The sequence below is a fragment of the Methylobacillus sp. DLP286 genome (genome assembly GCF_056636515.1).
The window spans coordinates 1,762,290-1,784,424 of the sequence record NZ_CM153145.1 but is presented as its reverse complement, the minus strand read 5'-3'; the positions used below and the strand labels follow the sequence as shown (position 1 = coordinate 1,784,424).

Sequence of the window (22,135 nt, the reverse complement as noted above, 5' to 3'; positions counted from 1 at the left end):
CTTTCTACTTATTTCAATTACGCTCGTATACGCTTGATTTTCCTAGACATAGCGTGTCAGCGGCAAACTCATAATCCGTTGGTGCCCGGTAAGATGGCTGATTGGCGAGTGCAGCAGCTCACTTCCTAAGTTTGATAATTTGATTGATATCTATCTTTATTAGTTAGCACACTGAATACAAAAGGAAGTGTATTCAGTGTGCTTTTATTTTGTTGGAGGTTTTATTTGGCCCCAATGGCTGCCAAGCCTGCGGCGGCCGCTTGCTCATCTTGTTGAGAGGTGGCGCCGCTTACTCCGATGGCGCCTACGATTTTCCCATCAAGGATAATTGGCAAGCCGCCTTGTAGCGGCAAAATATTTGGCAGGTTGAGCAGGGCGACCCGGCCACCGGCTACTACATCGTCCAGCGCTTTGGTTGGGCGTTTGAAATTGTTAGCGGTGCGAGCTTTGCCGATGGCGGTTTCCACGCTGGAGATCTGGGTGCCGTCGATTTTCTCTAGATAGGACAAGCTGCCGCTGCTATCCACTACTGCGACTACTACCGCCAAGTTATTTTTCTTTGCATCTGCAATCGCCGCTGTAGCGGCTTTTTTGGCCAGATCACTCGTGATGGGAGCGCCGTAACCGATGATATCAGCCGCCAAGCCGAGGCTAGAATAGGAAGCAAAGATGGCAGCAACGATAGTCGAACGGAAAATATGAGTCATTATTGAGGTCCTTTTTATGAAAGCACCTAGACCTGCAATTGATATGCCAAGTGGAGAGAGTGTTTTAATTGGCTGTTTTTAAAGTTTTTTTATATGGAAGCGTTTGAGTGGATGTTCAGTAAGAATCACTTATTAATGGGAAACCAACAGAGTGTTAGTTTTTAAACATTATCTTGGGGTGCTATTTTCTGCGTAGATTTTAAGTCTTATTAAACAAAAATAATTTATCCGCTGATTCGTTTACTGCTACCACGGCAGGGTGAGTTGCCCGCTTGGGGACGGAGATTGCATAGAAATGCTGGGTAAATTCATCGGTGTCGGCAATTTTGATGACGTCATACTCCTGTTCAATTTCATGCGCGATGACGGATGAGACGGTAAAGAAACCCGCTCCAGCAGTGCCGAAGGCTTTCATCAGTGCACTATCATCAAACTCCCCGACAATGTTGGGGGTAATATGTTGCTCGTTCAGCCAACGCATGATCTGCCCTTGTAATAGGCTATCCTCTCCCATGACCAGCATGGGCGCGCGATGCAGGCGTTCCGGGAACTGGCCTGGATATTTCATGGCAAGTTCTGCGGTGGCAAAGAAGGAGGTGCCGCTTTCTCCGAGTTTGCGGCTGATGCCGGTGATGTTGACTTCGCTGGGCATGGGCCGGTCTGCCAGTACAATGTCTAATTTATGAATCGCCAGTTGCGCGAGCAGTGTTTCGAAGTTGTCTTCCCGACACACAATGCGAATCGGGTCTTCTAATTCCATGGCCGCCGAAAGTAGGTGATAGGCAATGGATTTGGGGACGAATTCTGCAATACCTACGTTGAAAACCCTAGGACGTTTTTTGGGTTGATGATGCAGGGTTTCTTCCAGCATGCTGCCTATTTCGAAAATGCGCTCGGCGTAAGGCAGTGCAAGACGTCCTGCATCCGTGAGTTCCAGGCCGCGCCCGGCCCGCTTGAACAATGTGACGTTCAGGTCGGCTTCAAGTAGCGAAATTTGCCCACTGAGGGTTTGTGGAGTCACACCTAATTGCTCACTGGCCTTGACCAGGCTGCCAGCTTTGGCGACAGCCCAGAAATAACTGAGTTGCTTATAGTTCATGATGTCTCCTTGGTGGCAAACCTCAACACTTCGAATTTCCCGAACAATTAATCAGAGAATAGTATGTTTTTCTTGTGATCTTCGTCTAGTAGGATGTGCACCATGGCAAGACAAAATATCAATCAACTCATTGGAGATCATCATGAAAAAGACAGTTGCTATCGCTAGTTTGGCACTTGTTGCTTCCTGGGCTTCTTTTGCCCAGGCAGAGGAGCATAACGCGGCCCTGTTCGATCAGCAGGTGCTGGCTGCGGCGACGATTAATCCCAGCCGCCTGGCTACCGATGCGCGTGTGGCGGAGTCCGAAGCGGTGATTACACATAAGGATGTGGTGCAGTCCCGCAACAATCGTCCTCATTTCAGGCATCACTTCAATCTGAACCGTATCGATACGAGCGGGGTAAGTGCAGATCGCAATGCCGGGAAGAAGTTTGTGTATGTGACGCATCCTAAGCATCACTTCAAGGTTAAGCGGTATGTGGGGGTGAACTAAGCCTCACACCACGCAACATCGCACCCTTCCCAGGCATTTGCAGATGCCTGGGAGCCACCCCTAGAGCTAGGCTTCTGGGGGTGTTTTTTTAATTTTTGATTGTTTGTGAATCGCCGAATATTTACGCGCATTGTCTCCAATGTGTTCTTCACCGCGCTGGCGAGCAATCTCAATCTGCTTTTGCCTTTCTTCAATGCTGGCGCGTTTCTCAGCTGACAGTTTGTCATAGCAACGAGGGCAGGAAATGCCTTTCACATATTTCGGCGATGCCATATCTGCGGCAGAGATGGGATGGCGACATGCAAAGCATTGGTCATAATCTCCCACCTCTAAGCCGTGTCTCACTGCCACCCGCTGGTCAAATACAAAGCATTCCCCTTCCCATAGGCTTTCTTCCTTTGGAACAGTTTCCAAGTACTTCAGAATGCCGCCTTGCAAGTGGTAGACCTCTTCAAATCCCTGTTCCAACATATATGAACTGGCTTTCTCGCAGCGAATGCCCCCAGTGCAGAACATGGCGACTTTCTTGTTTTTTGCCGGATCAAGGTTGTTGCGGACATAATCGGGAAACTGGCGGAAAGTCGTGGTGGCCGGGTCGATAGCGCCTTTGAACGTGCCAATTTCGTATTCATAATCATTGCGCGTGTCGACCACAATGATATCCGGGTCGGAAATCAGAGCATTCCAGTCTTCCGGTTTGACGTAAGTTCCTACTTTCTTGTTGGGGTCGATGCCCGGCACTCCCAAGGTCACTATTTCCTTTTTCAACCGCACTTTCATGCGATAGAACGGCATTTCGTCAGTGAAGGACTCTTTATGGTCGATATCCGCGAATCGCGGATCCTGGCGCAGGTAAGCGAGCAAGGCATCAATGGCTTCACGGCTGCCAGCCACTGTGCCGTTAATGCCTTCTTCCGCCAACAGCAAGGTACCCTTGATGCCGTGGGCGTTACACAAGGCCAGCAGGCCCGGTTGAATCTCCTGATAGTCAGGCAAGCTAACAAACTTATATAAAGCAGCAACGACAATATGATGCACGACAAATTTCTCACGAAAATATAACAAATCAATGGGTTAAAAGGCATTCTGCAGTTGAGCATAAATGCACTAACACGCGCTATTTTAATTAAATTTCCATAGATTTCATATGGTTATTATGTTGCGAATATACAACGATATACAAATTTTACTTGAATTGAGAATGTTTATTATTTATATTCCATCTCTGTGAATTTATGTAAAACGTTGTAAAGGGAAAATTGTGCAAAATACAAAACACGATCCGGCCTTGAAGCCAATTTTTGCTGCCATTGCGTTGGCCTTCACTGGCTCTGCAGTTGCAGCTGAAGAAGCTGGCGTTCTGCCAGAGCTTCAAGTGCAATCAAAAAAAGAAAATCCTTATAAGGTGGAGAAGTCTGCAAATCAGAAATTTACAGCGCCGCTGAAGGATACTCCGAAGTCAGTCACTATCATTACGGAAGATGTGATCAAAGACACTGGTTCCAATACATTCCAAGAAGCGTTGCGTACAGCACCTGGTATTACCTTTGGTACTGGCGAGGGTGGCGGTCCGATTGGTGATCGCCCATTTATTCGCGGTTTTGATGCACAGAGTGCCATTTTCGTGGATGGTCTGCGTGATATTGGTTCGCAGCAACGTGAAGTTTTCGCGATTGAACAATTGGAAGTGCTCAAGGGACCAAGTGGTGCATTTGATGGCCGCGGCTCTGCTGGCGGCAGTATCAATGTCGTTACCAAGCGTGCGAAGGCTGGCAATTTTACTTCTGGTTCTGTCGGTTTCGGTACCGATCAATATCGCCGTGCTACTTTTGATGGCAACTATATGATCGGTGATGATGCGGCTATCCGTCTGGTCGGTGTGTTCCATGATGCAAATACTCCAGGCCGCGATGATGTAGACGTCAAGCGCTGGGGTTTTATGCCGTCTTTGACTTTAGGTTTAAATGGCCCTACTTCTGCCACTGTCAGCTGGTATCACTTTGAAACGGATGATATGCCGGATCGTGGTTTGCCATATCGGGACAACTCCGGCAACACTAAGAGTCGCCCTGTTGGTGTAAGTAAGGATAACTTTTATGGTTTGAAGAACCGTGACTATCATGAAACCAATGCGGATATTGGTACATTTGAGCTTAAGCATGCCTTTAGCGATGATGTGACATTGCGCAACACATTGCGTTATGGGGAAACAAAAAATGAGTATGTGGTAACCCGCTCTTTGCCAAGTGCTGCTAACCAAGCCAATAATATTGCGCCAAGGGAAGGTCAAGGACGCAAAACAAAAACGACATCTTTAGTAAATTTGACTGATTTGTCGATTGCATTCCATACAGGGTCTATTAAGCATACTGTCAATACCGGTTTTGAAATCAGCCGAGAAGAAACAGATATTTACTCAGCCACATTTTCTGGAGGCACCGGGGCTAACCAGAACGGAGGCCCCAACGGTAACTTCTTGAATCCTGATGCTAATGATATTTGGCCTGGTTCTGTTGCCTTCAGTGCAGATCCGACAAATACCTGGACTAGCCGTAGCAAGTCAGCATATGTGTTTGACAGCATTGAGCTGAATGAAAAATGGTTGGTGAATGCTGGTGTTCGTTATGATCGTTTCGAGGTGAAAAATAGTACAGCCAAAGCGGATCATAACTTCTGGAATTATCAGTTAGGCGTTGTCTATAAGGTGCAGCCTAATGGCAGTATCTATGCTTCCTATGGAACCTCAACCACGCCCATTGGCTTGTCAAACGGCGATGGGAACCATGAAAATGGCTATACCAATGTGGCTAGTGACTTGAACCCTGAGCGTACCAAGAATTTTGAGGTGGGTACAAAATGGGATGTACTGGAAGGCCTGTCACTGACCGCAGCAGCTTTCTACACTCAAAAGTCTAATGCACGAGTGCTGATGGCAGACGGTGGTTATGCTAATGCTGGTGAGTTTGATGTTAAAGGTGTTGAATTCGGTGCCGCTGGCAAGATCACTGACAAGTGGGATGTATTTGCTGGATATACGCACTTGAATAGCGAGCAATCCAAGACCGGCAATGCTTTAGGTAATCATCGGGATCTGGGGTCAACCCTAAATAAGGGCAAGGACATGCCTGGTGTTGCAAAGAATAGTGCCAGTGTTTGGACAACCTATAAAGTGTTGCCTCAGTTGACTGTTGGCGGTGGCGCATTCTATGTGGACAAGGTCTATGCCGATCCGGGTAACATGCTCTATGTGCCTTCTTATGTCCGTTGGGATGCCATGGCAAATTATAAGATTGATGATCGCATTAGTTTGCAGCTTAATCTCCAAAACCTGACTGATAAGCGTTACTTCAATCAGACTTACACACGTCACTTTGCCACCGTGGCTCCTGGTCGCTTGGCATTCGTGTCGCTAAACTTCAAATTCTAGATTTTTCTAGCAAAATCAATACCCCATAGAGTTTGACTCTATGGGGTATTTTCATTTCTCGGGCAATGTAAAGAAAATTCAGCGTTACAGTTCCCCTTCAGAATGTGTGCTGAAATGTGAATGTTTATTATTTATATTCCGTTTCCCAAATGTTTGTCAGGGAAATGAAAGGGAAACTGTGCAAAAAAATCTTAATCAGAACATTGAGTTGGCAATGAAGCCAGTCGCTACCGCAGTGGCGTTGTTGTTTGCCACGCCAATGGTTGCAATGGCTGCGGACGAAGAGGTAACGACCTTGCCTGAAACGACTGTTCAGGTACATAAGGAAAATAAATACAAGGTAGAACGGTCTGAGAATCAGAAATTTACATCTTCGCTGCAAGACACCCCCAAAACAATCAGTGTGATTACTGAGGATGTGATCAAGGATAGTGGTTCTCTCACATTGCAGGATGCCTTGCGTACAACGCCTGGCATTACATTCGGGGTTGGTGAGGGTGGTTCGGGTGGCGCTATGTCCGATCGACCATTTATACGTGGGTATGATGCGCAATCCTCCATATTTGTCGATGGTTTCCGGGATTTGGCAACGCAAAACCGCGAAGTATTTGCAATCGAGCGTGTGGAAGTGATCAAAGGGCCTGGAGGTGCATTTGACGGACAAGGGTCTGCCGGGGGTAGCATCAATATCATCACCAAGAAAGCCAAGGCGGACAGCTTTACATCGGGCACTATCGGTATCGGTACGGATAGCTATCGTCGGGTGACGTTCGATGGCAACTACATGCTGGGCGACGATGCGGCTATACGGCTGGTGGGGATGACACATGACGCCGATACTCCGGGGCGTGACGGTGTGGATGTGAAGCGTTGGGGTTTCATGCCATCTTTGACGCTGGGTTTGAACGGGCCTACCACTGCCACGGTAAGTTGGTACCATATGGAGACGGATGATATTCCTGATCGCGGTTTTCCATTCATGAACGGCGAGCCTATTCATGTCAGCAAAGACCATTTCTTTGGCTATACCAATCGGGATTATCAAGAGACGACCACAGATATCGGTACTCTCGAACTGAAGCATACTTTCGATAATGACGTAACCTTACGGAATATCAGCCGGTATGGGAAATCGGATAATGAGTATGTCATGAGTTCGCCAAGGGTGACGACTTTCCCGTTGCTGTCTCGTACTAACCATGCGCGAAAAGTGGAAACGACTACTATCGCCAATACGACAGATGTGTCATTTGGCTTCAATACCGCTGAGGTTAAGCACACAATGAATGTGGGAGTGACCATCAGCCGGGATGTGACATATCAATATCGCAATGTTGAAGTGGCTGGGGCAAATCCGAATGTGGATGCCACGAATCCAGACAATACTGCGCCTGCTGGCGTGGCAACGGTGACTTTCCCGGACCATGAGGCAAATAATAGAAGCACCAGTTTCAATCGATCCATTTTTGCCTTTGATACGATCGAGTTCAATGACCAATGGTTGTTGAATGCAGGCGTACGCTATGACAAATTCGAAGCCAGAAGGCATGTCAATATTGTGGCTGGCGCCGAAAGCGTAGGAGAGTCCGATAATGGATCTTTCAATTATCAGTTGGGTTTGGTGTACAAGGTGCGGCCTAACGGCAATATCTACGCTACCTATGCCACCTCGACAGTGCCTATGGGGATCAGCAATGGCGTTGTCGGCCCTGATAATGGGTCGGATATCGCAGTGAATACGCAGGATCTCGACCCTGGGCGGATTAAGAGCCTTGAAGTCGGTACCAAGTGGGATGTATTGGATGGGTTGGCGCTGAATGCAGCTGTTTTCCACATCAGGCGTACAGATAGCCGGGTTACCAATGTCGATACAGGGCTTCTGGACAATATTGGTGAAACCAGGGTGCAAGGCTTGGAGCTCGGGGCCGCAGGCCGGTTGACAGACAAGTGGAATGTGTTTGCTGGCTATACCTATTTGGACAGCGAGCAGGTGAAAACAGCTACTAATGCATCAGGGCTGTTAGGTAAAGGTAAGCCATTGCCAACCGTTGCGCGAAACAGCGCCAGCTTATGGACCACTTATGAGTTGCTGCCGCAGTTGACTGTAGGCGGCGGCGCGTTCTATACGGACGAGATGTATGTGAATACGGCCAATACACTCAAGGTTCCGTCTTATGTGCGCTTGGATGCGATGGCCACCTATAAATTCGATGAGCGTATCAACTTGCAGTTGAATATTCAGAACTTGACAGACAAGCGCTACTTCAGCAATTCAGGCTCGTCTCATGGCGGTCTGGCTACAGTGGCTGCTGGAAGATTTGCATTCTTGTCTCTGAACTTCAAGTTCTAAATATGATATAAGTTCAGTTCGATATATCTCTTACTCTGGCCCTATGGAGAGTCGAACTCTCTATAGGGTTTTTTGCTTGTTGGTTGGATGGAAAGATGAAATGTTGATTGAAATTCCAGAGGTATTGACCAAGGATCAGGTGGCACAGTGCCGGCAATTGATGGATGCGGCGGAATGGGTGGATGGTAATGTCACTTCAGGCAGCCAATCCGCTTTGGCCAAGAATAATATGCAGCTGCCGGAAGGTTCGCCTGTGGCGCGCCAAGTCGGGGATTTGATCCAGGATGCATTGGGCATGAGCCCTTTGTTCATCTCGGCAGCTTTGCCTCTGAAAGTGTTTCCGCCTCTGTTCAACCGATATGAGGGCGGGCAAGCGTTTGGCACGCATGTGGATAATGCGATCCGCCAATTGCGCGGCACCAATTTCCGCATCCGCAGCGACCTTTCCGCCACTTTATTTTTCTCTGAGCCTGAGGATTATGACGGTGGGGTGCTGACGATTGAAGATACGTTCGGCACTCAGGAGGTGAAGCTGCCAGCAGGACATATGGTGCTTTACCCTTCCAGCAGTTTGCATCACGTGACGCCTGTCACGCGCGGAGCCCGGGTTTCATCGTTTTTCTGGATGCAGAGCATGATCCGCGACGATGCGCAGCGTACTTTGCTGTTCCAGCTGGACAGCAGCATCCAGGCGATTGGGGCCGAGCGCGGCGGCAAGGACCCCGAGGTGATCCGCCTGACCGGCGTCTATCACAATCTATTGCGGATGTGGGCGGATAGCTAGGGCGGCTTAAGCCGAGCCGTTTATATGGCTGTGCTGCAGTCGCGTCGCTATCTGGCGCAGGAAATTCATGGCGATTTGCGGCTCGCCTTGCAGCAGCGTTTCGATATTCTCTGCGTTGACGACGACGACCCCGGCCTCCTTGGAAACCACGATCGCATCTGCAACCCTAGGCGTTTGGGTCAAGAACGCCATTTCGCCAAAATAATCGCCGCTGTTGAGTTCGCGCAGCAATTTCTCTCCCAGCATGAGCTTGATCTGGCCTGAGACAAGGTAATAAAGGTCATGGCAGTTATCATTGACTCTAAAAATATAGTCGCCGCGCTGGAATGTCTTGCCATAACGCTCCATCAATTCGTCCAAGTAAGCTGTCTTGTCCTCCGGCATCTGATCAAACAGCCCCCGCAGCAATAGCACATCTTTTTTGCGCAATGTGGAGATCAGCGTGGTGCCGAGCATGAATACCACGAAAGTGTAGTAAAGCCAGGCAATCGAGATGAAGAGGTTCTTCATGCCGCCGAATACCGCGCCGTAAGCGGGGTTCACAGACAGGAACAGGCTGAAGGCCGGCCGCATGGCAAGCCACAGCAGTGCGGTCACCACAGCTCCGATCATGATATGGGACAGCCGCAGGCGCACCGGGAAATAGACGCGGTAGAAGATCGCGGTCAATAATGTGGTGAGCGCGATGGAGGTGGCTGAGTTGATGTATTTGGAATGGGCGGTATGCGGCTCCAGGATGTTGATCACTTTTTCTATCCCCAGCCCCAGGATGGTAAACAGGAAGAACATCAACAATATACCCAGCACGCCCAGGATATCCTTGATCTGGCGCCGCAGGAACGAAGGCTTTTCCTGGATGCTGGCGATGGTGTAGAAGGCCGAGCGCAAGGCGCCTGCCAATGGCACGGCCAGCCAGAACATGGCGATGAAGCCGAAAACGCCCCAGGCGGCCTTATGCTGTGAGGCGTTATAGACTTCCACCATGATGCGGTTGCTGAGGTTGGGCACCAGGTTGCTGACGATGATCGCCAACTTGACGGTGGCATAGTTGGATGACACCACGAGATGGCTCAACAGGAAAAACATGAGCACGATCAGCGGGATCAAGGCAAACATGGCGTAAAACGACAGCGACGCGGAAATGCCAAACCCGTTGTGAGCTTGAAAGCTGATCAGCGTTTCACGCAACACGAAGAACGGCGTGCTGTAACGCTGGCGTGCGTAAGCGCGGCGCGACTTATGCAATGCCGGATGGCTGCCCAGGTGTTTGACCTTGGAAATGTTGAGTGCCAAAAAAACCGCTCCTGTTGCCCTGCTTAGTGTAGAGCTTGCTTGAATTTCTCTGTGGCGGCAATCAGGGCGCTCCTGGTGCCGGCTTCCATGCCTGAGTGGCCCGCGTCGGGAATCATGTGAAGTTCCGCATGCGGCATGGCGTTGTGGAGCTCGTGCGCGGTCAATGGCGGGCATACCATGTCGTAGCGGCCTTGCACGATGACGGTCGGGATCTGTTGCAACCTGGCGGCTGCCTCTGCCAATAAATTACGTTCTCCCACAAAGCACTGGTTCTTGATGTAGTGGATTTGCACCCGGGCGCGCGCCAGCTCGATTTTGCCGTTGATGCCTTGCTCACTAGTGGTGGCGCTTGGCAATAAGGTCATGATGCTGGCTTCGAAAGCGTTCCAATGAATGGCGGCTGGCTCACTGATGGATGGCTCATCTGAAAACACGCGCTTCGCGAATGCGCTCAAGGGATCATGCTGCTCAGCTGCTGGCAAGTAGGATAGCAATTGCTGCCAGGCTTCCGGGAAAAAGTGCTGTACGTCGTGCAGGAACCAATCCAACTCGCTTGGGCGACTGAGGAAAATGCCGCGGAGAATGAGCCCGGCGACATGCTGTGGATATGCCAAGGCGTAGTTCAGCGCCAGGGTGCTGCCCCATGAGCCGCCGAATACCAGCCAGCGGTCAATGGCCAGATGCTGGCGCAGCGCGTCCAGGTCGGCCACTAGGTGGTCGATCGTATTCTCCTCAACTTCTCCTTGCGGGGTGCTGCGCCCGCAGCCGCGTTGGTCCAACAGGATGATGCGGTAATGGGCCGGGTCGAAATAACGGCGCTGGCCTGGGTTGCACCCGCTGCCGGGGCCGCCGTGCAGGAACACCACGGGCTGGCCGGCTGGGTTCCCCGATTGCTCGTAATAAATGGAATGCAGGCCTGAGACGGCCAGCATGCCTTGCTGATAAGGTTGAATGTCCGGGAAAAGCGCGTGAGTCATGAATGGAGGTCTCGTCTGTGAAGGAGATTATTTTTCTATATATGGGAAATTGTCTCACCAAGTTTAGGAATTATTTAATTGTAAGTAAAATGTAAATGAAGTATTGCAAAACATTTTTTCCTGCACTAAGATGCAGTCTACTCGCTTTAAAGTGAGTAAAAGGCAAAGTCTCAAAGATGCTGCAACAACCCGTAATTATAAATGGGAGGTGGTATATGTGGGGCTGGGTCTTGTTAAACCCTTAGTAGTATCACTATGGAGATTTATAAAAATGGAGATGAGCAAAATCAAGCTGGCGCTTGGTGTGGCATTTGGCATGGCTATGGCTTTGCCTATGGTTGCATCTGCAGCTGCTGACCAAGAAGCCGCAATGAAGGATCCTAACAACTGGGCACATCCACGCGGTCAACATAATAATCAGGGTTACAGCACCCTGAACCAAATCAACAAGAGCAACGTCAAGAACGTTAAGGCAGCTTGGCAATTCGCAACCGGTGTAAACCGTGGTCACGAAGGCTCTCCTGTTGTTGTAGGCAACATGATGTATGTGCATACAGCATTCCCTAACAACGTTTACGCACTTGATCTGAACGACAATCAAAAGATTGTCTGGGCTTACTTCCCTAAGCAAGATCCTTCCGTGCAAGCTGTTCTCTGCTGCGATAACGTAAGCCGCGGTCTGGGTTACGGCGACGGCAAGATCTTCCTGCAACAGAACGACGGCGTGTTGGTTGCTCTGGATGCGAAGACTGGTGCAAAGGTTTGGGACGTTAAGGTAAACGATCCTAAGGTTGGCGCTACCAACACCAACGCTCCTCACGTCATCAAGGACAAGGTCCTGACTGGTTGTTCCGGTGCTGAGTTCGGTGTTCGCTGCTTCCTGGCTGCTTACAGCCTGAAGGATGGCGCGCTGGTATGGAAGGCATACAGCACAGGTCCTGACAGCGAAGTGCTGATCGGCAAGGATTTCAACAAGGACAATCCTCACTACAGCTCGTTGTCCGTATATGAAGACGTAAACGGCGGTAACAAGGAAGGCGGCTCTTTCAAGGCTCTGCCTAAGGAAAAGCTGAAGTTCCCTGAAAAGGACCTGGGTGTTAAGACCTGGCTGAAACCGCAAGCTGTTAAGGATGGTTGGCAGCACGGTGGTGGTTCCACATGGGGCTGGTGGCCATATGACCACAGAACCAACCTGGTTTACTACGGTACTGGTAACCCATCCGTTTGGAACCCAGACGTACGTCCTGGTGACAACAAGTGGTCCATGACTATTTTCGCTCGCGATGTAGATACTGGTATCGCTAAGTGGGGTTATCAAATGACTCCTCACGATGAGTGGGATTATGACGGCATCAATGAAGTGATCCTGTTCGACAAGGGCGGCAAGACTTACGCTTGGCACCATGACCGCAACGGTTTCGCTTATACCTTTGATGCACATACCGGCAGCATCATTGCAGCTGAAAAAGTACACCCATTCGTTAACTGGGCTACTGGTGTTGATCTGAAGAGCGGTGTTCCTCAGAAGGATGGTAAGTACTCCACTCACCAAGACTACAACGCTAAGGGTATCTGCCCTGCTGCGCTGGGTACCAAGGACCAACAGCCTGCTGCTTACTCCCCACGTACCGGTCTGGTCTACTCTCCACTGAACCACGTTTGTATGACATACGAGCCAGTTGAGTCCAAGTACATCGCCGGTCAACCATGGGTTGGTGCTACTTTGACCATGTTTGCTGGTCCTGACGGCGTAATGGGCGGCTTTGCTGCTTATGACCCAATGACCAACAAGAGCAAGTGGTACAACAAGGAGAAGTTCTCTGCTTGGGGTGGCGCACTGACAACTGCTTCCGACCTGGTGTTCTACGGCACCCTGGACCGTTGGTTCAAGGCTGTTGACGCACAATCCGGTAAGGAACTCTGGAAGTTCCAAGTTGGTTCCGGTGTGATCGGTAACGCTTTCACATACACCCACAAGGGTAAGCAATACGTTGGCGTACTGTCCGGTATCGGCGGTTGGGCTGGCGTTGCGATGAACCTTGGCCTTGACAACGACACCGATGCGCTGGGCGCTGCTGGTGGCTACAAAGAACTGACCAAGTACAATGCTGCTCCTGGCGGCGGTGCACTGAACGTGTTCAGCCTGTAATCGTCTGATTAATGCAGAAGATTCAAAGCTGACATTAGGTTAGTTGCTCCCAAGCACCCTGTCTTAGGACGGGGTGCTTTTTATCTTTGATAGGCAATTAGTTAGCAGGCTTATCAACGCAGAAGGAAGTAAGTAATGTTAAAAACGCTGAAGAAGGTTTCATTAGTACTCGTGTTGTCCGGCGTGAGCCAGGTTGCGATGGCAGGCGGTGCTGGCAATGCATTGGAAGTTGACACCGAAGTGGGGCGCGGTGGCCTCCCGGTACGTGAAGACAATCCAAATGAATTGAAGGTCTGCGCGGACTATGACAACTTACCCTACTCAAACGGCAAGCAGGAAGGTTTTGAGAACAAGATTGCCGAATTGATTGCCAAGGATCTTGGCAAGACCCTGACCTACCAATTCTGGTATGACCGTATGGGGTTCATCCGTAATACATTGAATGCACGTCGGTGTGATGTGATTATCGGCACGGTCGCCGGTAATGACATGATGGCGACATCCAAGCCTTATTACCGTTCAGGCTACGTATTCGTTTACCGCAAGGATAGCGGGTATGACATCAAGGACTGGGATTCCCCGGACCTGCATAAAGGCATTATCGGCGTGGTAGGGCAGACGCCGCCCTCCCGGCCGCTCAACGACAAGGGCTTGCTCGGCAACTCCCGTCCATACCGTATCCAGCGCGACCTCAATTTGCCGCCCAGTTTTGTGATTGACGACCTGGTCAAGGGTGAAATTGATGTTGCTATCCTTTGGGGCCCCATCGCCGGCTATTACGCCAAAAAGGCCCCTATTCCCTTGGTTGTGGTTCCTGCCCCGGAATATGAACAAGAGAATATCCATGGCAAGGAATATTGGAATATTTCGCTAGGCGTGCGTAAGCGCGACAAGGAGCGCCTGGCGATGCTGCAGGAAGTGCTGGACCGCCGTCATGACGACATCATCAAGATCCTTGATGAGTACGGCATTCCTCACGTGCCAGTGGTCGAGGGCGACGACATCGAGAAAAAATCTAAAAACAAGGGTGATGTAATTCCCAAATTTGAATAGTATTTTTCATGAACTGGGTCAACTATTCATAGTCTGACACGTTAATTGAAGTGCAGACTCGTTAGTTCTTAATAAGTAGTCGAAGTTTAATGTTCAAAAAGCAAGGAGAAAGTATGTTGAATCATGGAGTGATCAAAGCAACCTTGGCAGCCTCTGTGCTGGCGCTGGCAGGATTGGCGATGCCAATGCAGGCGAGTGCTGCCTGCAACCTGGTGTCCACCAAGGACAATAGCCCTCTGAATATCAAGGTGGCTGATGATGATACCCCAGAAGCCAAGCAGTTCCTGGAAACTTGTGTCAATCCTTACACTAAGATTTATGCAGCCGATCCAGAGAAGGCCAAGCAAGGTAAGAAGAAGTTCGGTCTTTATTCCTGCACGACTTGCCATGGTCCAAATGGCGACGGCCAGGTGGCAGTTTCGATTACCGACGACCGTTGGCAATACTCCAAGCATATTACCGACAAGGGTTTGTTTGAAACCATTGCAGGTGGTACCAATGGCGGTATGGCAACTTGGCACAAGCAAGTGTCTGGCAACCCAGACCTGGTTTCAACTGACGAAATCTTGAAGATCGTCGCTTTCCTGCGTAGCCAATACAAGGGCGGCGGCGACAAGCCATGGTTGAACGAAAAGCCACAATAATGAAATAGTATGGGTGGCGCGGGTGCGATCCAGCACTCGCTGATCCTTCTCTATAAAGAAAAGACGGTCATTGTTTATTCAATGACCGTTTTTTTATGCGCGAAGCCCGGCCTTTAGAGGTAAAATCAAAGCATTCCTTTTTGTGCAAGCCAGCTACCATGGTCATTGAGGGGTGGTTGTGATATAGCAACGCTATGCTTGCCGTGAGATGTACGGATTTATATTGATTAGTCCTGGAAAGTGAAGTTATGCAATTGGAAACGCAAACAAATTCAGATTTGCACCGTGTCGTGATCGTCGGTGGTGGGGCGGGTGGACTGGAGCTAGCTACGCGCCTGGGCAGAAGTCTGGGACGCAAGAAAAAAGCGCATATCACCCTGATCGATTGCACCCGCACCCATGTCTGGAAGCCATTGCTGCATGAAATCGCCGCAGGCAGCATGAATCCGGACAAGCATGAGCTTGAGTACATTGCCCAGGCGCACTGGCATCACTTTCACTTCCGACTTGGGCGCATGGACGGCTTGGATCGAACCAAGAAAGAGGTATATGTCGCCCCTTATTTTGATGAAGGTGTGGAAGTCATCCCCCGGCGTACTTTCAAGTACGATACCTTAATCATTGCGGTTGGCAGTACCACCAATGACTTCGGTATTTCCGGCGCACGCGAGCATTCTATCGCGCTGGATACGCAAAACCAGGCTGAACGTTTCCATAAGCAATTAACCAATGCTTTGATTCGTGCACAAACCCAGGCTGAACCAGTACAGGCTGGGCAACTGGAAGTGGTTATTGTCGGGGCTGGCGCCACAGGGGTCGAGCTTGCTGCGGAACTGCACAATACCACCCGTGAAGTGGCTGCATTTGGCCTGGATAGGATTGACCCCGATCGCGATATCAAGATTTCCATTATTGAGGCGAGCGACCGCGTATTGCCGGCGCTGCCGCCCAAGCTGTCAATGGCGGTGGACGTTGAGCTGCGCAAGCTGCGTGTGCACGTTTACGTAGGGGAGCGGGTTACCGAAGTGACGGATAAAGGGGTATATACCCATAGCGGCCGTTTCATTCCTTCAGCGCTGGTAGTGTGGGCGGCAGGCATTAAGGCGCCCGACTTCCTCCGTGAACTGGATGGCCTCGAAGTGAACCGCATCAATCAACTGGTGGTCAAGCGCACGCTGCAAACCACGCTGGATGAAAATGTCTTTGCTTTCGGTGACTGCGCGGCTTGCCCATGGCCCGGACATGACGAGAACGTGCCCCCGCGCGCCCAGTCTGCTCACCAGCAGGCCTCCATGCTGGTGAAGACAGTGAAAGCCCGTGTGGCAGGCAAAGACAACCTGCCTGAGTACACCTACCGGGATTACGGTTCATTGGTCAATCTTGGGCGCTACTCTACAGTAGGCAGCCTGATGGGTGCGATTGCGGGTGGCAGCATGTATATCGAAGGTTTGTTTGCACGCCTGATGTATCAGTCTTTATATCAAATGCACTTAATGGCGCTGCATGGGTTCTTCGCCGTGGTGCTCCAGATACTGGCGCGCCTGATTACGCGCAGGACAGAGGCCCGGGTTAAGCTGCATTAATGCCTCTCTAGCGGTATCTAATCAATAAAAAGCCCGGATACTTGTCCGGGCTTTTTATTGATTGAGGCGACATGGTTGCGGGAGGGCTATTCCGATTTGTGCTGCACCGCGTTCTGCGCTTGAAATAGCTTGTATATTCCACCCATGCTCAGGCTGACAAATAGGCCAAAGACCACAATAATGAAATTGATGTGGATGTCTGCCTTGATCATCAAGGTATAAAGGCTGATCAAGGCGGCAATGCCGAGGTTTTCATTGAAGTTCTGCACCGCAATGGAATGGCCTGCACCGATTAATAAATGGCCGCGATGCTGCAGCAATGCATTCAATGGCACGACGAGGTAGCCGCTCAAGGCGCCGATCATGAGCAGCAGGATGCAGGCAACGATCCAGTTGCTTACAAATGCCATCCCAATGACCAGCAGCCCTACCGCAATACCCACGGGGAGCACGCGGACTGAATGTTCAAGCTTGATCATGCGTGCAGCAGCGATGGAGCCAAATGCAATGCCGATAGCGACGACCACCATGAGATAGGTGGATTGCTCCTGGGTGAAATTCAAGGCAAAGCCGGCCCAGGCCAGGACGACGAAACGCAACGTGGCTGCGACCCCCCAGAACAAGGTGGTGACCGCCAGGGAGACCTGGCCTTGCGCATCCTTCCATAACGTCTTGGTCGCTTGCCAGAAATCCTTGATGAGAAAGGTAGGCGTTTTCTTGGGAGGCTTGTGGTCCACCGGCACCTTGGGGATGTAGATATTGAAGATGGCTGCCGAGAGATAAAGCACCGTGATCACGATCATGGCAACCTGGATATTGATACTGGGCAGGATGGCGCCGAGCACGGTTCCCAACACAATGGCCATGACGGTGGAACCCTCCATCCAGCCATTGGCTTTCACCAGCATGGATGGCGGCAGGTATTCCGTCAGAATGCCGTACTTGGCGGGCGAGTAGGCGGCTGCCCCTATGCCGACTATGCCATAGGCATACAAGGGTGGCATGCCAAGCACCATGGCCATGCTGCCGATAAACTTGATGGCATTGGAGACAAACATCACCCGGCCCTTGGGAAAAGCGTCGGCAAACGCGCCGACGAAAGGGGCGAGGATGATGTAGGAGATGACAAAGAACCATTGCAACAGTGGGTCGTGCCAGCTAGGGGCCTCCATGTCTCTCAGGAGCGCAATTGCGGTGAACAGCAATGCATTGTCAGCTAGCGCGGATAAGAACTGCGCCAGCAGTATGATATAAAAACCCCAGTTCATCGCTGCTTTATTACACCCTGATAAGAAGGTGCATTTATCCTGTCATTGTGACTGGCTATGCCAGATTGAGTCATAGTAGTGGCCGATTATTACAATATATCTGCTGCAAAATCTGCCAACCTGGATCGCTCGCCGCGAACCAGGGTAACGTGCCCGTTATGCTCCCAGCCTTTGAAGCGATCGACCACATAGGTCAGGCCGGAGCTGCCTTCAGTGAGATAAGGCGTGTCAATTTGCGCAATATTACCTAAACAAACGACTTTAGTCCCGGGTCCTGCACGCGTAATGAGGGTTTTCATCTGTTTTGGAGTCAGATTCTGGGCTTCATCGATGATCAGGAACTTATGTAGGAAAGTGCGCCCTCGCATGAAGTTCAATGATTTTACCTTGATGCGGGTGCGGATCAGGTCCTGGGTGGCCGCGCGGCCCCATTCCCCCGCATCCTCGTCAGATTTGTTGAGCACATCCAGGTTGTCTTCCAATGCTCCCATCCACGGGGCCATTTTTTCCTCTTCCGTGCCGGGCAGGAAACCGATGTCCTCGCCGACGGGAACGGTGACGCGGGTCATGATGATTTCGCTGTAAATTTTTTTGTCCAGTGTCTGGGTCAGCGCAGAGGCCAGCGTCAGCAGGGTTTTGCCAGTACCGGCCTGGCCCAGCAGCGTGACGAAGTCCACTTCCGGGTCCATCAGCAGGTTGAGTGCGAAGTTCTGCTCGCGGTTGCGGGCCGTGATGCCCCAGATGTTGTGTTTGGACTGGGTATAGTCCTTGACCACTTCCAATACGGCAGTATTGCCTTCAATCGAACGTACGATCGCGTGAAAGGGCTTCTCGAATTCGTAATAGATGAATTCATTGATGAGAAAGCTCTTGCAGAGCGGCCCGGTGATGCGATAGAACATCCTGCCGGCATCCTGCCAGGATTCCATGGCCTTGCTGTGCTTGTCCCAGAAGTCTGCCGGAAGCTCCTTCATGCCGGTGTAGAGCAGGTCGGTGTCTTCCAGCACCTTGTCATTGAAATAATCTTCAGCAGCCACGCCAATCGCGCGTGCCTTGATGCGGATATTGATATCCTTGCTGACGAGCACCACTTCCCGGCTCGGCTGCGATGTCTGCAGGCTGAGCACTACGCTCAGTATCTGGTTGTCCGCCTTGCTGCCGGCCAGCATGGGCAGTTCCGTTGTCACTGCCTCGGTTTGCAGGAACAGCTTGCCGCTGACGTGCTTATTGCCATTAATGGAGAGCGGACAGCCTTTTTCCAGGTCCGCCAGGTTGGTTCCCACAATCTCTTCCAGGTTACGGCTTGCCTGGCGCGCATTGCGTGCAACCTCTGTCATCCCCTTCTTGTTGTTATCCAGCTCTTCCAGCGTGACCATGGGAAGGTAAATATCATGTTCCTCGAAGCGGAACAGGCTTGACGGGTCGTGCATGAGTACATTGGTGTCAAGTACAAACAGTTTGGTGCTTGCTGTGCGCTTTCTGATCATCTGGCGGCCTTTTAAAGGGATTGAATGAATTCGAGCACTTGCTGTGCGTGGCCGTCTACTTTCACTTTCCGCCATTCATGGATCAGGATGCCCTGTTCATCGATGACGAAAGTGCTGCGTTCTATGCCACGTACTTCTTTACCATAAAGTTTCTTCATCTTGATTACGTCGAACAACGTACAGGCTTTTTCTTCCGCATCTGATAGTAGTTCAAATGGAAAGTTGAACTTAGCCTTGAAGTTCTCGTGAGACTTGAGGCCATCCCGCGAAATGCCGACGATTTCCGTATTGCTGGCCTGGAATGCCTCGTAGAGGTCGCGTAGATCCTTGCCTTGGTTGGTACAGCCGGGGGTATTGTCCTTGGGGTAGAAGTAAACGATCAGTTTTTTGCCGATATAGTCGGAAAGCTTGAAAAATTTTCCGCTGGTGGAAGGTAATTCAAAGTCGGGAATTGCTTGATTCAACATAGTGGACAGTAAGCTCTAGACGCTCTCATTGTTGATAAAAACTGAGGATATGGCAAGCAAGTTATGGGGTGATATTCATATTAGTTTCATTCAGATTGATAGTCGCGCGGCAAGATGATTTCAGTCGTTGTGCCGCCCTTGACCCTGTGGTTGAAGTGGATGTGCCCGGATAATGCTTCCATGACCTTGAATGCAAAAGGGATCCCGAGTCCGGTGCCAAAGCGCTTGGTTGTAGGGCCTGGGCTGGCCGCATGTGGATCCGGGGTAAACGGCATGCCCGGCCCCTGGTCGCTGATCGTAATATGCAGGCTATCCTCGGCGATATCGCAGTCAATGGTGATTTCGCTGGATTGAGGGGACGCTTCCACGGCATTCAGGAGAAGGTTGTAGAGTGCCTGCTCCAGCAGGTTCTCATCGGTGAGCATGCGGTCGTTCATGTCCTGCCAATCCGGCAGTCGTACCGATATCTGCTTCTCCTGGATTTTCTGCTGTAATGGGGCGAGTGCGCCTTGCAGTATCTGGCGCAGCGTCGTGGCGCTGGCATGCGGCTTCAGTGGGTGCAGGTAGGCTAACAACGCGCGGGTCCAGCGGTCCAGGCGGTCAACGGTACTGATGATGGCAGTGAGCGAGTCGCGGGTTTCCTGGTCGAGGTGGGGGTTGTCCGCCACTTGCGCCGTGGCACGGATGCTGGCCAATGGATTGCGGATGTTGTGAGCGAGCATGGGCACCAGCAGGCCAAGGGCGGCTTGTTTTTCCGAGCGTACCAAGGCTTCCTGGCTGTGGGTCAATTCATGTGCCATGCTGTTGATGGCGGATGACAATGCAGCCAGTTCGGCAACCCCCTCTTCAGGCGCCTTGTGATCGAGGTTGCCTGCGCTGATCTCGCTGGTGGCGTGCAACACGTTGCGGATGGGGCGCACAATCGCCCGTTTGAGGAAGATATGGGAGAACAGCAGCAGCAGCAACGCCAGCCCGATCGGGATGATCAACAGGGTGAATGCCGTGTGCTTGACATCCTCCAGCCGGGCAGAGAGCTCGCTATGCTTCAAAAGCAGCAAGCGTTCTGCCCGGGCGGAAATAATTTCGTAATGGTGGAAGATGCTGGATTCCAAATGGGTGTTTAGCACCTTCTCCAGCTCGGCATTGTTGTAGTCTTCCACCAGGGCGAAGATATGCTGGGTTTCTTGGATCAAATCTTGATAACTGGCATTCAATTCCATGATGGCCGATTTTTCCTGGCTATCGGCGGTGAGCTTCAGTAATTTGCGGAAATGCGTGTCAATCGAAAGGGTGTAGACGTTATATTCCTCTTGCGCTTGCGGATCCTTCAAGAAGTGCAGGTCAAACAACTCCTTCATCTGCCTGTATAAGTCGCCGCGTGTTTGCTGGATTTCCTGCACCATGAGATGGATGCGTTGCGACTCCTGCGAGGACTGGTCCCAGATGCGCATGCCGATTACGCCGGCCGTTCCCGCGAGGATGACCAGCAGGAAAAACGTCAACTCATGGATCAGCAAGACATCCCGGAGCGATTTTGCCTGCGGCTGGTTGCTCATGACGCTTCCAGTGTGAAGGGAACGGGAACCAGAATGACCAGGTGCTTGCTGTTGCGCAATATTTCGGGCGGTTGCGGCAATGGGGACGCTTTCTTCACCATGGTGATGGCTTGTTCATCCAATACGTTATGGCCGCTGGATTTCTTCACCTGCGTCGAAAGTACGTGGCCGGTCTCGTCGCAATGCACCTCCAGCAGTACTTCGCCTTCCCATCCCCGCATTTGGGCAATCCGCGGGTATTGCTTGTACTTGGCAATGGCGCGTGAAAGCAGGCTGCCGTACAAGCTGCGTGCGGCATCTATATCCTGCTGGCTTGGCCCGGCCGGGTGCGGCGGCGGGGCGGGTTCTGGCGCAGGAGGCGCTACGGGAGCGACCGGGGCCGGCGTCGGGGTTTCCCTGGGCGGAGCTGTCATGACATCGGGAACGGCGGCTGGCAGGGGAGTTTCCACGGCTTCATGCTGGGAAGGCTTATCCGCCATGCGGGGCGGTTCCGGTGGCTTGGGCGCAGGTTTTGGCGGCGGGGGCACAGGTTTTGGCGTTGGCTTGGGAACAATGGGTACAGGTTCGGGCTCCGGCTGTTTGACTGGCTCCGCTGGCGCAATGGTTTCAGGCTCCGGCAACGCAGCGGATTGGGCAGGGTTGGGTTGCGGTGTCAGCTCAACCTGCAGGGGCGGCGGCACGGGCGTTTCTGGAGAGGTAAAATCCAGGACAGGCAGTTGCATTAACAGCATGACATGAAGCGCCAACGACGCCAGAACGGCCCAGCCGATGCTGTGCTGGCCGGCTGGTGTGGGGATT

The 22,135-nt window shown here is 51.4% G+C and carries 18 protein-coding genes; 8 read left to right on the top strand and 10 right to left on the bottom strand.

Annotated features, from left to right (window positions below):
• Positions 1 to 221: 221 nt before the first annotated feature.
• Both ACWXTG_RS08615 and nhaR read right to left on the bottom strand, forming a co-directional pair.
• Positions 222 to 707, bottom strand: coding sequence for a GlcG/HbpS family heme-binding protein (locus tag ACWXTG_RS08615; protein ID WP_480219605.1), 486 nt, complete (start codon positions 705 to 707; stop codon positions 222 to 224).
• Between the two features lie 199 nt (positions 708 to 906).
• Positions 907 to 1,806 carry a transcriptional activator NhaR gene (nhaR, locus tag ACWXTG_RS08610; RefSeq protein ID WP_309566180.1) on the bottom strand — a complete coding sequence of 300 codons (900 nt, stop codon included), beginning with the start codon at positions 1,804 to 1,806 and terminating at the stop codon, positions 907 to 909.
• 142 nt (positions 1,807 to 1,948) lie between these two features.
• Here nhaR and ACWXTG_RS08605 point away from each other — a divergent pair, with 142 nt between their 5' ends.
• Positions 1,949 to 2,299, top strand: a complete 351-nt coding sequence (locus ACWXTG_RS08605) for a hypothetical protein (RefSeq protein ID WP_480219604.1) — start codon at positions 1,949 to 1,951, stop codon at positions 2,297 to 2,299.
• 66 nt (positions 2,300 to 2,365) lie between these two features.
• Here the strand turns inward: ACWXTG_RS08605 and trhO are convergent, their stop codons facing one another.
• Complete coding sequence (gene trhO, locus ACWXTG_RS08600) at positions 2,366 to 3,337, bottom strand: oxygen-dependent tRNA uridine(34) hydroxylase TrhO (RefSeq protein ID WP_480219603.1); 972 nt, start codon at positions 3,335 to 3,337, stop codon at positions 2,366 to 2,368.
• 223 nt (positions 3,338 to 3,560) lie between these two features.
• Here trhO and ACWXTG_RS08595 point away from each other — a divergent pair, with 223 nt between their 5' ends.
• From ACWXTG_RS08595 to ACWXTG_RS08585, 3 genes are all read left to right on the top strand, one after another.
• Positions 3,561 to 5,726: a TonB-dependent receptor gene (locus tag ACWXTG_RS08595; protein WP_480219602.1), complete on the top strand. Its 2,166-nt coding sequence runs from the start codon at positions 3,561 to 3,563 to the stop codon at positions 5,724 to 5,726.
• A 40-nt stretch (positions 5,727 to 5,766) separates the two neighbouring features.
• Positions 5,767 to 8,076, top strand: coding sequence for a TonB-dependent receptor (locus ACWXTG_RS08590; RefSeq protein ID WP_480219601.1), 2,310 nt, complete (start codon positions 5,767 to 5,769; stop codon positions 8,074 to 8,076).
• 100 nt (positions 8,077 to 8,176) lie between these two features.
• Positions 8,177 to 8,860 carry a Fe2+-dependent dioxygenase gene (locus ACWXTG_RS08585; protein ID WP_407997185.1) on the top strand — a complete coding sequence of 228 codons (684 nt, stop codon included), beginning with the start codon at positions 8,177 to 8,179 and terminating at the stop codon, positions 8,858 to 8,860.
• A gap of 6 nt (positions 8,861 to 8,866) precedes the next feature.
• Here ACWXTG_RS08585 and ACWXTG_RS08580 read toward each other — a convergent pair whose 3' ends face one another.
• Positions 8,867 to 10,153, bottom strand: a complete 1,287-nt coding sequence (locus ACWXTG_RS08580) for a YhjD/YihY/BrkB family envelope integrity protein (RefSeq protein ID WP_480219600.1) — start codon at positions 10,151 to 10,153, stop codon at positions 8,867 to 8,869.
• Positions 10,154 to 10,176: 23 nt separating this feature from the next.
• A complete protein-coding gene (pip, locus tag ACWXTG_RS08575; RefSeq protein WP_480219599.1) occupies positions 10,177 to 11,130 on the bottom strand; it encodes a prolyl aminopeptidase in 954 nt (317 codons plus the stop codon).
• A 271-nt stretch (positions 11,131 to 11,401) separates the two neighbouring features.
• On the opposite strand from pip, the gene ACWXTG_RS08570 reads away from it, so the two are divergent.
• The 4 genes from ACWXTG_RS08570 (at position 11,402) to ACWXTG_RS08555 (ending at position 16,559) form a co-directional block, all read left to right on the top strand.
• Positions 11,402 to 13,279, top strand: coding sequence for a methanol/ethanol family PQQ-dependent dehydrogenase (locus tag ACWXTG_RS08570; protein ID WP_309566436.1), 1,878 nt, complete (start codon positions 11,402 to 11,404; stop codon positions 13,277 to 13,279).
• A gap of 135 nt (positions 13,280 to 13,414) precedes the next feature.
• Positions 13,415 to 14,332 carry a substrate-binding domain-containing protein gene (locus ACWXTG_RS08565; RefSeq protein ID WP_309566190.1) on the top strand — a complete coding sequence of 306 codons (918 nt, stop codon included), beginning with the start codon at positions 13,415 to 13,417 and terminating at the stop codon, positions 14,330 to 14,332.
• An 89-nt stretch (positions 14,333 to 14,421) separates the two neighbouring features.
• Positions 14,422 to 14,976 (top strand): c-type cytochrome, encoded by a 555-nt coding sequence (locus tag ACWXTG_RS08560; RefSeq protein WP_407997188.1) that lies wholly within the window; start codon positions 14,422 to 14,424, stop codon positions 14,974 to 14,976.
• A gap of 248 nt (positions 14,977 to 15,224) precedes the next feature.
• Entirely contained in the window at positions 15,225 to 16,559 is a 1,335-nt protein-coding gene (locus ACWXTG_RS08555) for an NAD(P)/FAD-dependent oxidoreductase (RefSeq protein ID WP_407997189.1), read from the top strand.
• An 86-nt stretch (positions 16,560 to 16,645) separates the two neighbouring features.
• Here the strand turns inward: ACWXTG_RS08555 and lplT are convergent, their stop codons facing one another.
• The 5 genes from lplT to ACWXTG_RS08530 all read right to left on the bottom strand — a co-directional run bounded on the left by lplT (position 16,646) and on the right by ACWXTG_RS08530 (position 22,068).
• The gene (gene lplT, locus ACWXTG_RS08550) at positions 16,646 to 17,827 is read right to left on the bottom strand and encodes a lysophospholipid transporter LplT (protein ID WP_407997190.1); all 1,182 of its coding nucleotides are present in this window, start codon (positions 17,825 to 17,827) and stop codon (positions 16,646 to 16,648) included.
• A gap of 89 nt (positions 17,828 to 17,916) precedes the next feature.
• On the bottom strand, positions 17,917 to 19,314 hold the full coding sequence (locus ACWXTG_RS08545; RefSeq protein WP_309566194.1) for a PhoH family protein: 1,398 nt from the start codon (positions 19,312 to 19,314) through the stop codon (positions 17,917 to 17,919).
• An 11-nt stretch (positions 19,315 to 19,325) separates the two neighbouring features.
• Positions 19,326 to 19,781 (bottom strand): peroxiredoxin, encoded by a 456-nt coding sequence (locus ACWXTG_RS08540; protein WP_407997191.1) that lies wholly within the window; start codon positions 19,779 to 19,781, stop codon positions 19,326 to 19,328.
• An 86-nt stretch (positions 19,782 to 19,867) separates the two neighbouring features.
• Positions 19,868 to 21,337: a sensor histidine kinase gene (locus ACWXTG_RS08535; RefSeq protein WP_407997192.1), complete on the bottom strand. Its 1,470-nt coding sequence runs from the start codon at positions 21,335 to 21,337 to the stop codon at positions 19,868 to 19,870.
• Positions 21,334 to 22,068 (bottom strand): energy transducer TonB family protein, encoded by a 735-nt coding sequence (locus ACWXTG_RS08530; protein ID WP_480219598.1) that lies wholly within the window; start codon positions 22,066 to 22,068, stop codon positions 21,334 to 21,336. Before ACWXTG_RS08530 ends, ACWXTG_RS08535 begins: the two co-directional genes overlap by 4 nt.
• Positions 22,069 to 22,135 lie beyond the last annotated feature (67 nt).

Bases quoted from the DNA above. Each gene is read 5' to 3' on its own strand.
- ACWXTG_RS08615 (WP_480219605.1), bottom strand. From the start codon at position 707: ATGACTCATATTTTCCGTTCGACTATCGTTGCTGCCATCTTTGCTTCC.
- nhaR (WP_309566180.1), bottom strand. From the start codon at position 1,806: ATGAACTATAAGCAACTCAGTTATTTCTGGGCTGTCGCCAAAGCTGGC.
- ACWXTG_RS08605 (WP_480219604.1), top strand. From the start codon at position 1,949: ATGAAAAAGACAGTTGCTATCGCTAGTTTGGCACTTGTTGCTTCCTGG.
- ACWXTG_RS08590 (WP_480219601.1), top strand. From the start codon at position 5,767: ATGGGGTATTTTCATTTCTCGGGCAATGTAAAGAAAATTCAGCGTTAC.
- ACWXTG_RS08585 (WP_407997185.1), top strand. From the start codon at position 8,177: ATGTTGATTGAAATTCCAGAGGTATTGACCAAGGATCAGGTGGCACAG.
- pip (WP_480219599.1), bottom strand. From the start codon at position 11,130: ATGACTCACGCGCTTTTCCCGGACATTCAACCTTATCAGCAAGGCATG.
- ACWXTG_RS08570 (WP_309566436.1), top strand. From the start codon at position 11,402: ATGGAGATGAGCAAAATCAAGCTGGCGCTTGGTGTGGCATTTGGCATG.
- ACWXTG_RS08565 (WP_309566190.1), top strand. From the start codon at position 13,415: ATGTTAAAAACGCTGAAGAAGGTTTCATTAGTACTCGTGTTGTCCGGC.
- ACWXTG_RS08560 (WP_407997188.1), top strand. From the start codon at position 14,422: ATGTTCAAAAAGCAAGGAGAAAGTATGTTGAATCATGGAGTGATCAAA.
- ACWXTG_RS08555 (WP_407997189.1), top strand. From the start codon at position 15,225: ATGCAATTGGAAACGCAAACAAATTCAGATTTGCACCGTGTCGTGATC.
- lplT (WP_407997190.1), bottom strand. From the start codon at position 17,827: ATGAACTGGGGTTTTTATATCATACTGCTGGCGCAGTTCTTATCCGCG.
- ACWXTG_RS08545 (WP_309566194.1), bottom strand. From the start codon at position 19,314: ATGATCAGAAAGCGCACAGCAAGCACCAAACTGTTTGTACTTGACACC.
- ACWXTG_RS08540 (WP_407997191.1), bottom strand. From the start codon at position 19,781: ATGTTGAATCAAGCAATTCCCGACTTTGAATTACCTTCCACCAGCGGA.
- ACWXTG_RS08535 (WP_407997192.1), bottom strand. From the start codon at position 21,337: ATGAGCAACCAGCCGCAGGCAAAATCGCTCCGGGATGTCTTGCTGATC.
- ACWXTG_RS08530 (WP_480219598.1), bottom strand. From the start codon at position 22,068: ATGCTGTTAATGCAACTGCCTGTCCTGGATTTTACCTCTCCAGAAACG.